The organism is Actinomadura livida, from assembly GCF_014648675.1.
GTDB lineage: Bacteria > Actinomycetota > Actinomycetes > Streptosporangiales > Streptosporangiaceae > Spirillospora > Spirillospora livida.
This window is the reverse complement of record NZ_BMRO01000002.1, coordinates 478,957-489,579: the sequence shown is the minus strand read 5'-3', so window position 1 is coordinate 489,579 and position 10,623 is coordinate 478,957. Positions and strand designations below refer to the sequence as shown.

General features: G+C 75.6%; 10 protein-coding genes. 7 read left to right on the top strand and 3 right to left on the bottom strand.

Going from position 1 to position 10,623, the window contains the following annotated elements:
* The 5 genes from IEZ03_RS05650 to IEZ03_RS05630 all read left to right on the top strand — a co-directional run.
* The coding region (locus IEZ03_RS05650) for a TetR family transcriptional regulator C-terminal domain-containing protein (RefSeq protein WP_189241160.1) at window positions 1-496 on the top strand (496 nt) is incomplete at its 5' end.
* Window positions 483-1,268, top strand: coding sequence for an ABC transporter ATP-binding protein (locus tag IEZ03_RS05645; RefSeq protein ID WP_184884695.1), 786 nt, complete (start codon window positions 483-485; stop codon window positions 1,266-1,268). The genes IEZ03_RS05650 and IEZ03_RS05645, both read left to right, overlap by 14 nt.
* On the top strand, window positions 1,265-3,634 hold the full coding sequence (locus IEZ03_RS05640) for an FtsX-like permease family protein (protein ID WP_184884693.1): 2,370 nt from the start codon (window positions 1,265-1,267) through the stop codon (window positions 3,632-3,634). Before IEZ03_RS05645 ends, IEZ03_RS05640 begins: the two co-directional genes overlap by 4 nt.
* Window positions 3,635-3,699: 65 nt before the next feature.
* Window positions 3,700-4,188 (top strand): MarR family winged helix-turn-helix transcriptional regulator, encoded by a 489-nt coding sequence (locus IEZ03_RS05635; RefSeq protein ID WP_184884691.1) that lies wholly within the window; start codon window positions 3,700-3,702, stop codon window positions 4,186-4,188.
* A gap of 108 nt (window positions 4,189-4,296) precedes the next feature.
* The gene (locus IEZ03_RS05630; protein ID WP_184884689.1) at window positions 4,297-5,025 is read left to right on the top strand and encodes a DUF4142 domain-containing protein; all 729 of its coding nucleotides are present in this window, start codon (window positions 4,297-4,299) and stop codon (window positions 5,023-5,025) included.
* A 50-nt stretch (window positions 5,026-5,075) separates the two neighbouring features.
* Here IEZ03_RS05630 and IEZ03_RS05625 read toward each other — a convergent pair whose 3' ends face one another.
* The 3 genes from IEZ03_RS05625 to pgfA all read right to left on the bottom strand — a co-directional run bounded on the left by IEZ03_RS05625 (window position 5,076) and on the right by pgfA (window position 7,428).
* Window positions 5,076-5,888 (bottom strand): NAD-dependent protein deacetylase, encoded by an 813-nt coding sequence (locus IEZ03_RS05625; RefSeq protein ID WP_184890647.1) that lies wholly within the window; start codon window positions 5,886-5,888, stop codon window positions 5,076-5,078.
* Window positions 5,889-6,007: 119 nt separating this feature from the next.
* Window positions 6,008-6,382 (bottom strand): hypothetical protein, encoded by a 375-nt coding sequence (locus IEZ03_RS05620; RefSeq protein ID WP_184884687.1) that lies wholly within the window; start codon window positions 6,380-6,382, stop codon window positions 6,008-6,010.
* A gap of 86 nt (window positions 6,383-6,468) precedes the next feature.
* Window positions 6,469-7,428 carry a cell envelope lipid trafficking protein PgfA gene (gene pgfA, locus IEZ03_RS05615; protein ID WP_184884685.1) on the bottom strand — a complete coding sequence of 320 codons (960 nt, stop codon included), beginning with the start codon at window positions 7,426-7,428 and terminating at the stop codon, window positions 6,469-6,471.
* A 212-nt stretch (window positions 7,429-7,640) separates the two neighbouring features.
* On the opposite strand from pgfA, the gene nirB reads away from it, so the two are divergent.
* Together nirB and IEZ03_RS05605 are read left to right on the top strand one after the other, a co-directional pair.
* Window positions 7,641-10,142 carry a nitrite reductase large subunit NirB gene (nirB, locus tag IEZ03_RS05610; RefSeq protein WP_184884684.1) on the top strand — a complete coding sequence of 834 codons (2,502 nt, stop codon included), beginning with the start codon at window positions 7,641-7,643 and terminating at the stop codon, window positions 10,140-10,142.
* Window positions 10,139-10,623: FAD-dependent oxidoreductase (locus IEZ03_RS05605; protein ID WP_189241159.1), on the top strand; the 485-nt coding region annotated here is incomplete at its 3' end. The genes nirB and IEZ03_RS05605, both read left to right, overlap by 4 nt.

Genomic DNA, 10,623 nt, shown 5'->3' with positions numbered 1-10,623 from the left:
CGCGCTGCGCCGGGCCGCGGTGATGCACGCGGTGGAGAGGGAGCTGGAGGGTCCCGTCGAGGCGATTCTGCGGGCCGACGACGCGCTGGACGGCGTCGCCGCCGCCGTCCGGCAGCTCACCGGGAGCGAGGACGGCGGCGGACGCACGGGCGAGCGCACCGACGGGCAGCGCGTGCTCGTCGAGGCCCTCACGCACGGCATGCGCGACGCGGAGCTGCGCGCCGGGACCGAACGCCAGCTCCGCGCGTTCCGCGACATGCTGGCGGCCCGGCTCGCCGAGAACCGGGCCGCGGGACTCCTGCGCGCCGACGCCGACCCCGCCGGACTGGCCGTGGTGCTCGGCGCGCTCCTCGACGGCCTGCTCGTCCACGTGCTGATCGACCCCGGCACGGACGCGGCCGGCGCGGCCGCCGGGCTCCTGGACCTGCTGCGCCCGCCCGGCGGCCCCGCCCCAGAACCCCACGCAGCCGGAGGAGACGGCGATGACGCGTCATGACCGCGGGCGGGCGGCCGCCCGGAACGACCCCGAACTCGATCCCGACCGCGAGCACGGCGATGGCGGCGCCCCCGCGGTGCTGCTGCACGGTGTCGGCAAGACCTACGGCGGCGGCCGCGCCGGAGTGCGCGCGCTGCGCGACGTGGACCTGGAGGTGCGGCGCGGCGAGTTCGTCGTGCTGCTCGGCCCGTCCGGCTCCGGCAAGACGACCCTGCTCAACCTGATCGGCGGCATCGAGCCCGCCACCTCCGGCACCGTCGTCGCCGGCGGCCGCGACCTCTCCGGCCTGGACGAGGACGCCCGCACCGCCTACCGCCGCGACACCGTCGGGTTCGTGTTCCAGTTCTTCAACCTCGTCCCCTCGCTGACCGCGCTGGAGAACGTCCGGCTCGTCGCCGAGCTCACCGGCCGCGGCGACCGCGAGCGGGCCGCGGCCGCGCTGGAGTCGGTCGGGCTCGCCGGCCGCGGCGGCCACTTCCCGGCTCAGCTGTCGGGCGGCGAGCAGCAGCGCGTCGCGATCGCCCGCGCCATCGCCAAGGACCCGGAGCTGCTGCTGTGCGACGAGCCGACCGGCGCGCTGGACCTGGAGACCGGGCGCGGCGTCCTGCGGGTCCTGCAGGACCTCAACCGCCGCGGCCGCACCGTCATGGTCGTCACCCACAACGCCGCGATCGCCGCCATCGCGCACCGCGTCGTGCGGATGCGCGACGGCCGCGTCGCCGAGGTCACCACCACCGCCGCGCCCGCGGCGGCCGGGGAGGTGGCCTGGTGAGCACGCTCAACGTCAAACTCCGCCGCGACCTGCGCCGCCGCCCCGCGCAGCTGGTGTCGGTGGTGGTGCTGGTGATGCTCGGCGTCGCGCTGTTCGGCGCGTCCTATGACGCCTACAAGAACCTGGACGCCGGCTACCAGGACCTGTTCACCGAGTACCGGTTCGCCGACCTGACCCTGGCGGGCGGCGACACCGCCGCGATCGCGCGGGAGGCGCGGGCCGCGCCCGGCGTGGCGGCGGCCGCGGTCCGCACCGTCGCCGACGTGCCGATGCGCACCCCGGACGGCGGCACGCTCGTCGGGCGCGTCGTCGGGCTGCCCGCCGGGACGCAGCCGCCCGTCAACCGCGTGCGGGTCCTCGACGGCCGGTACCTGGACCCCGCGGCGCCGACCGGCGTCCTCGCCGACCGGCACCTCGCCGACGACGCGGGCCTGCGGCCCGGCGCGGCCGTGGCGGTGTGGGACGGGCGGGCCTGGCGGAACCTCGGCGTGCGCGGCACCGCGTCCTCGCCCGAGTACCTGTGGCCCGCGCCGAGCCGCCAGAACGTCCTGCCCGCGCCCGGCTCGTTCGGCGTGCTGTACGTCCCGGAGGACCTGGCCCGCCGGCTCGCCGGCTCCGCCGCGCCCAACGAGGTGGCCGTCCGCTACACCCCCGAAGGGCGCGCCGGCGCCGCCCGCCTCGACGCCGCCCTCACCGCCGCCGCGCGGGCGCACGGCGCGGGCGCGGCCACCACCCGCGCCGAGCAGCCCAGCAATGCCGCCCTCGCGCAGGACATCAAGGGGTTCTCGCAGCTGGCGGTGATGTTCCCGCTGCTGTTCCTCAGCGCCGCCGGCGTCGCCGCCTACGTCGTGCTGACCCGCCGGGTGGCGCGCGACCGCGTCGTCATCGGGACGCTGCGCGCCAGCGGGTTCCGGCGCCGCACCGTCGTGGCGCACTACCTGGCGACCGGCGCCGCCGTCGGGGCCGCAGGCGCGGTCCTCGGCGCCGCCGCGGGCCTGGCGCTGGCCGGGCCGCTCACCCGCCTGTACGGCGACGCCATCGGCCTGCCCGAGACGACGGTGACCGTCCGCGCCGCCACCCTGCTGTACGGGCTCGCGTTCGGGCTGGCCGCCGGGGCCGCGGCGGCCCTGGCGCCCGCGGTGTCGGCCGCCCGCGTCCCGCCCGCCGAGGCGATGCGCGGCGCCGTCCCCGCCACCGGGGGAGCGGGGTGGATCGCGCGCCTGGAACGGGCCGTGCCCGCCGCCGGGCGGCTGCCCGCCGGGGCCTGGCTGGTGCTGCGCGGCCCAACCCGCCAGTTCCGCCGCACCCTCTACACCATGGCCGGCGTCGTCCTCGCCCTCGTGCTCGTGCTCGTCTCCTGGGGGATGCTCGACTCGTCCCGGGCGACCGTGTCCCGCCAGTTCGACCAGGTCCAGCGGCAGGACGCCGAACTCACCCTCGGCCGGCCCCTCGACGGCGCTGCCCTCGGCGCCCTGGCGGGGACCGAGGGCGTCCGGGCCGCGGAGCCCTCCACCCGCCTCACCGCCACGGTCACCGCCGGCGACCGCGGCTACTCCACCACCGTCGTCGGGCTGCCCGCCGGGACGCGGATGCACCGGTTCCTCACACCCGGCGGCGGAGAACGGTCCCTGCCCCGCGGCGGCGCCCTGCTCGGCGCGGCGCTGCGCGAGGAGCTCGGCGTGCGGACCGGCGACCGCATCGGGCTGGCACTCCCCGGCGGCGGGACCGTCCGCACCACCGTGGCCGGATTCGTCGACGAGCCGCTCGGCACCTACGCCTACGCGACCCTGGACCAGGTCGCCGCCTGGGCGCCGGAGGCCGGGCCGGACACCGTCCTCGTCGAGTTCGAGCCCGGCGCCGACCGCGCCGCCGCCGAACGGGCACTGACGTCGCACCCCGCCGTCGTCGCCTACACCGACTCCCAGGCCCTGAAGAAGACCATGGACGAGTACATGGACCTGTTCTACGTCTTCGTCGCGGTCATGCTCGCGTTCGGCGGGCTGCTGGCCTTCACCGTCCTGTTCGCGACCCTGTCGGTCAACCTCGCCGAGCGCGCGACCGAACTGGCCGCGCTGCGCGCCTCCGGCGTCGGCCGGCGCCGGCTGGCCCGCCTCGTCACCGCCGAGAACCTCCTCGTCGTGGCGGCGGGCATCGTCCCCGGCCTGGTCGTCGGGCGGATCGCCGCCGGGGCGTTCCTCGGCGCGTTCGACAGCGACCTGATGGCCTTCCACACCGAGATCCGGCCCGCCACGTACGCCTGGTCGGCCCTGGCGGTGCTCGCGGTCGCCCACCTCGCGCAGCGGCCCGGCCTGCGCGGCCTGGCGCGCATGGACCTCGGCGGGCTCGTCCGGGAGCGCACCGGCTGACCCGGGACGCCCCGCCCCGGACGAGGTGATGGCGCGCCGCGGTCCCGGCGTTGTAGAAAGTCGTCATGAGCGGGCGAGGCGGCGGCCACGACGACGGGATCGACGAGGTCACCTCGGCGCTGCTGACCGCGTCGCGGCTGCTCGTGGCGATCTCCGTGCGGTCCCTGGCCGCCGTCGAGGACACCGTGACGATGCCGCAGTTCCGGCTGCTGGTCGTGCTCGCCTCGCAGGGCCCGGCCAAGCTCGTCACGCTCGCCGGGCTGCTGGAGGTCAACCCGTCCACCGCGATGCGGATGGTCGACCGGCTCGCCGCCGCCGGGCTGGTGGACCGGCAGGCCAGCCCCGACAGCGGGCGGGAGATCCGCATCCAGCTCTCCGACGCCGGCCGGGCCCTCGTCGACGACGTCACCGCCCGCCGCCGCGCAGGCATCGCCGAGGTCGTCTCCCGGATGCCGCCCGGCCAGCGGCACGCCCTGGTCGCCGCCCTGCGCGCCTTCACCGAGGCCGGCGGCGAGCCCCCGGTCGGCGGCCTCGCCCGGCTCGGCTGGACCTGACCCGCCGGACACCGGAACCGGACCGCGGCCGCGTTGAACCGCCGCCGCCCCCGCGTGCGTACCTGCCGGGTGACGTCTCTCTCCTCCCGACCGAAAGGACGGCGGCGCATGCGAGGACCCCGCCCGGCCACCGCGGCGGCGTGCGGGCTGGCCGTGACGCTGCTCGTGGGCGGCTGCGCGCCGATGGGCCGCCAGACGACCGACGGCGGCGTCCAGCAGGTGCAGGCCACCGGCGGCGCCGGCGGCGGGGCGGCCGGCGGGGCCGGCGCGGGCGCCGCCCCGGCCGAAGGGGGCACGCTCTCCACCGCCGACCGGCTCCTCCTCGTGCAGCTCAGGCAGGCCGCGCTGTGGGAGATCCCGGTCGGCCGCGCCGCCGCCCGCCGCGGCTCCCAGGGCGCCACCCGCAAGAACCTCGGCCAGATCGCGGCCCGGCACATCCAGTTCGACGCGGTGAACCGCAGGACGGCCGCCAAGCTGAACGTCCCGCTGCCCAACAGCCCGAACGCCGAGCAGCAGAGCTGGATGTCGGAGATCACCGGCAAGTCCGGCACCGACTACGACAAGACCGCCGTGGCGCGGATGCGGACGGCGCAGGGGCTGCTGTACGCGCGGACCGCCGCCGTCCGGGCCAGCACCCGCAACACCACCATGCGGCAGTACGCCCAGCAGGTCGAGGCGTTCCTCAACGGGCAGCTGAAACTGCTGGAGGCGACCGGTTTCGTCACCGTCGACACGCTGCCCGACCCGCCGACCGTCACCGGCGCGCCCCCGCCCGGCGTGCCGGGGCGGCGGGCGTCGCCCGCACCCGCCGCGACGTCCGTCCTCTCGGGCCGCTGACGCCGCGGGTCGCCAGGGGGTACAGGCCGCCGGGGGTACAGGCCGCCGGGCTACGGGCCGAGCTCGGCCAGCAGTTGCTCCAGGGTCGCCCCGAGCGGCGCGTCCATCTTGACCAGCGCGTGCTCGTCGCCCCGGGTCGGCCCCCGGTTGACGATCGCGACGGGGATGCCGAGCCCGGCCGCGTGCCGGACGAACCGGTACCCCGACAGCACCGCCAGCGACGAGCCGAGCACCAGCAGGGCGCCCGCGCGCTCGGTCAGCGCGTAGCACTCCCGGACCCGCGCCGGCGGCACGTTCTCCCCGAAGAAGATCACATCGGGCTTGAGCGGGCCGCCGCAGCGCTCGCAGTCCACCGTGCGGAACGCCTCGACGTCCGCGTCGCCGATGACGGCGTCGCCGTCGGGATTGACCGCGGTGGCGGCGACGCGCTCCGCCCAGCCCGGATTGGCGGCCTCCAGCCGCTCCTCCAGCCGCTCCCGCGCGGTCCGGTCGCCGCAGTCCAGGCACACGACCCGGTCCAGCGCGCCGTGCAGCTCGATCACGCCGTCCGCGCCCGCGGCCTGCTGCAGCCCGTCGACGTTCTGGGTGATGATCCCCGCGAGCAGGCCCCGCCGCTGCAGCGCGGCGACGGCGCGGTGGCCCGCGTTCGGCCGCGCGCCGGCGATGTGCCGCCACCCGAGGTGGCTGCGCGCCCAGTACCTGCGGCGCGCGGCCGCCGACCCGGTGAACCGCTGGTACGTCATCGGATCGGCGCGCCGCAGCCGCCCCGTCTCACCGCGGTAGTCCGGGATGCCCGACTCGGTCGACAGGCCCGCGCCGCTCAGCACCACCACGTCGCCGTCGGAGACCAGGTCGGCCAGCATCGGCAGCCGCGCGGTCTCCCCGTCGCCGGCCGGGCGGCCCTGTGCAACCTGCGTCACCCCTCCATCCTGCACGACCGGGACGGGTGGGCAGGCCGCCCCCGAGGCGCGGCGGGCGCCGCTCAGCCGCCGTCGCCGCCGCGCTCCGGGTTCTCCAGCTGGAAGAAGTTGCTCTGGGAGCCGTCCTTCCGGTGCTCCTGGTAGAGGAAGTTCAGCTTCCGCTCGTCGAAGGTGCGGAACCAGTCGTCCCAGGAGATGTGCTCCAGGTTCTCCCCGCCGTAGCCGGGGAAGTCGAGCAGCAGCCGGCCCGGCCTGCCCTCGTAGTCGCTGCCCGGCACCGTCGACGGCTCGGCGCCGCGCTCCTCGGCCCAGCGGCGGATGACCTCGTGGTCGGTGGTCACCAGGCTCCGCCCGGGCCGCTCCTCGTGCTGGTCCGGCGAGGTCACCTCCTGCTGGTACCGGTGCTCGCCCTGGATCGGATGGTGTGACTCGCCCATCACTGCCCCCCAGTTCGGATGTTCGGGTCTCGGATGCCCCTACCCGCCCATCCGGCGGCTAACGGCCCGGTCAGGAGGAGGCCCGGTCAGGAGGAGGCGCGGCGGGTGCCGCGGCGCGAGGTGCGCCGCCCGCCCGGCAGGGTCAGCAGCAGCCCGGCGATCACGGCCGCCAGGCCCGCGCCCGCCGCGGTCAGCGGGACGACGGTCTCCAGCAGCTGGATCTTGCCGGCGCCGTCGTCGGACCGCTCGCGCAGCGCCTTCCGCGACTCCGGCGTCATCCGCAGGTTCAGGTCCGCCACCACGAGGCTCCCCGGCCCCTCCTTCGGCCGCAGCGTCGTCACCAGGTGCCGCCGCTGGTCGACCGGGGCGCCGGTCCTGGGGTCGATCCAGTACGTGGCGTCGACCCGGTAGTGGCGTTCCGCCTCGACGGCGGGGTCGCCGTCGGGGCGCCCGAACAGCCCGGCGGGCAGCGGGGGCACGTCGCCCGCGACCTTGGTCTCCGGGATGTGCTGGACGAACCGGTACGTGAGCCGCCCGTCGATGCGCTCCTCGCCCTCGAACACGGCCGGCCAGGTCTGCCGGGTCGTGGTGTCGAACAGCCTCTTGTCGCGCTTGTTCGCCTCCACCGGCCAGAACAGCCCGACCCCGGACATCTGGACGGTCTTGTCGCCCTGGACCGCCGCCTCGCAGCAGTCCTTCAGCCCGCCCGTGCGGCGGTCGAAGGCGTACCGGGCGTTCTGGATGTCGATCGTGTAGCCGCGGGCGAGGTCCTGCACGACCGTGGTGGTGTCCCAAACGGCGGTTCCGTCGCCGGCGGCCTTGACGTCACCGCGGGCGGTGGCGGTGGCCGCCACGGTCGCGCCGGTGCGGACCGTGACCGACGACGCGTCCAGGTAGGTGGCGTTCTCGGCCTGCAGCCGCGTGACCTGGTAGATGTCCGTCGGAGCACCGATCAGCATGGGGGCCACGTAGAAGCGCACCAGGACACCGGCGGCGACGAGGAACGCGCCGATACCGATGAGTGATACGCCGATGATCCTTCGCACTGCAGCCTCCCGGCCGGACATCGGACTCGCCGAATTAGTGTGATTTATCGCACTGATCCTCTCGTGTCCCCCTCACGAAAGGAACGCTTCCTGCTCACGAACTGACAACCGCGGGCCCAGCATCGGGTCCGCGACGGGCGTGAGGCGCAGTTAACGCGCGGGTGACGTCCGGGTTCCCGGCGGGAAATACGGGCCGCCCAGCATCGGGGTTCATGGGAGCCGACAGCGAAACGGACAGGCGGCTGGTCGTGGCGGGCCACGGCCCGGCCGCGCACCGCCTGGTGGAGGCGCTGCGCGAGCGCGACACCGCGGGCACATGGACGATCACCGTCATCGGCGAGGAGGGCCGCGCGGCCTACGACCGCGTCGCGCTGACCTCGCACCTCGACGGCGCCGACCTCGCCTACCCCGCGCACGGCGGCGGCGTCACGGTCGTCACCGGGGAGCGGGTCACCGCGATCGACCGCGCCGCCCGGACCGTCACCACCTCCGCCGGGCGCGTCGCCGGCTACGACGCGCTCGTGCTGGCCACGGGATCGGCCCCGTTCGTCCCGCCGGTGGACGGCCGCGACCTGCCGGGCGTGTTCGTCTACCGCACCATCGACGACCTGGACGCGATCCGCGAGTACGCGGCCGACCGCGCGACCGGCGCGGTCGTCGGCGGCGGGCTGCTCGGCCTGGAGGCCGCCCGCGCGATCCAGAACCTCGGCCTGCGCAGCGGCGTCGTGGAGGCCGCGCCGTGGCTGATGCCCCGCCAGCTGGACGAGGGCGGCGGCGCGATGCTGCGCCGCCACATCGAGGGCCTCGGCATCGCCGTCCACGCGGGCGTCCCCCTGCGCGCCCTGGAGGCGGGCGAGGACGGCGCGGTCGCGCGGATCGTGCTGGCGGACGGCTCGGCCGTCGACGCCGGGGTCGTGGTGTTCTCCGCCGGCATCCGGCCGCGCGACGAGCTCGCCCGCGCTTGCGGCCTCCCCGTCGGCGAGCGGGGCGGCGTCGTCGTGGACGCCTCCTGCCGCACCGAGGACCCGGCCGTCTGGGCGATCGGCGAGTGCGCCCTCGTGGGCGGCACCGTGTACGGGCTTGTCGGCCCGTGCTTCTCCATGGCCGAGGTCGTCGCCGACCGGCTGCTGTCGGACGCGAGCACCGCCGTGTTCGAGGGCGCCGACACGTCGACCAAGCTGAAGCTCCTCGGCGTGGACGTCGCCAGCTTCGGCGACCCGTTCGCCGGCCCGGGGGAGGGGGCGCTCGGCGTCACCTACACCGACCCCGTCGCCGGCGTCTACAAGAGGCTCGTCGTCAGCGACGACGCGCAGACGCTCCTCGGCGGCGTCCTCGTCGGCGACGCCGAGTCGTACGGGACCCTGCGCGCCCACGTCGGCGGCGGCCTGCCCGGCACCCCCGAGCAGATGCTCTTCGGCGGCACCGAGACCGCCGGGGAGGACCTGCCCGCCGCGACCGTCATCTGCTCCTGCAACAACGTCACCGCCGAGGGCATCCGCTGCGCGATCTCCGACAACTCCCTCACCGACATGGCCGACGTCAAGGACCGCACCAGGGCCGGGACCAGCTGCGGCAGCTGCGTCCCGCTGGTCAAGCGGATCCTGGACGCCGAGCTGACCGCGGCCGGCATCGAGGTCGGCACGGCCCTCTGCGAGCACTTCGACCACAGCCGCGCCGAGCTGTTCGACATCGTCCGCGCCGGGCGGATCACCAGCTTCACCCAGCTCGTCCAGGAGCACGGGAGGGGCCGCGGCTGCGACATCTGCAGGCCCGCCGTCGCGTCCATCCTGGCGAGCCTCGGCACCGGGCACATCCTGGAGGGCGAGCAGGCGGCGCTGCAGGACACCAACGACCACTTCCTCGCCAACCTGCAGAAGAACGGCACGTACTCGGTGGTGCCGCGCGTCCCCGGCGGGGAGATCACCCCCGAGAAGCTCATCGTGATCGGGGAGGTCGCCCGCGACTTCGGGCTCTACACCAAGATCACCGGCGGGCAGCGCATCGACATGTTCGGCGCCCGCGTCGAGCAGCTCCCCGACATCTGGCGGCGGCTCGTCGACGCCGGCTTCGAGTCCGGGCACGCCTACGGCAAGGCGCTGCGGACGGTCAAGTCGTGCGTCGGGTCCACCTGGTGCCGCTACGGCGTCCAGGACTCGGCCGCCATGGCGATCCGCCTCGAACTGCGCTACCGGGGCCTGCGCGCCCCGCACAAGCTGAAGTCGGCCGTGTCCGGATGCGCCCGCGAGTGCGCCGAGGCGCAGAGCAAGGACTTCGGCGTCATCGCCACCGAGAACGGCTGGAACCTCTACCTCGGCGGGAACGGCGGCATGCGGCCCCGGCACGCCGACCTGTTCGCCACCGACCTCACCGACGACCGGCTCATCACCTACATCGACCGGTTCCTGATGTTCTACATCCGCACCGCCGACCGGCTGCAGCGCACCGCGACGTGGCTGGAGTCCCTCGACGGCGGCCTGGACTACCTCCGCGAGGTCATCGTGGACGACCGGCTCGGCATCTGCGCCGAGCTCGACGCCGCGATGGAGGCCCACGTCGCGGCCTACTCCGACGAATGGCGCGACACCCTGGACGACCCCGGCCGGCTCAGCCGGTTCGTCTCGTTCGTCAACGCGCCGGGCACCCCCGACCCGAGCATCGCGTTCGAGGTCGAGCGCGACCAGATCAAGCCGGTCCCGCCGGCGGTGCCCCGATGAGCGGCACCGGCGGCAGCGGCAGCACCGGCGTTCACGGCGGCGCCGGGGCGGGCGCGGGCATCGTCGTGGTCGGCAACGGCATGGCCGGGTCGCGCTTCGTGACCGAGCTGCGCGACCGCGACCGCCGCACGCCCGTGACGGTGTTCGGCGCCGAGCCGCAGCGCCCCTACAACCGGGTGCTGCTGTCGGACGTCCTCGCCGGGGCGGCGCGGCCCGACCACATCAGCCTGGTCGACGCCGCCTGGTACGCCTCCTGCGGCGTGGACGCGCGCCTCGGCGTCGAGGTCACCCGCATCGACCGCGCCGCGAAGACCGTGCACGCCTCCGACGGGACCGCCACCCCGTACGAGACCCTCGTCCTCGCCACCGGCAGCACCGCGTTCATCCCCCCGTTCCCCGGCCTGGAGGACGGGCTGCCCATGGGCGCCCTCGCGTTCCGGACCCTGGACGACTGCCGCCGCATCTCCGAGCTGGCCGAGAC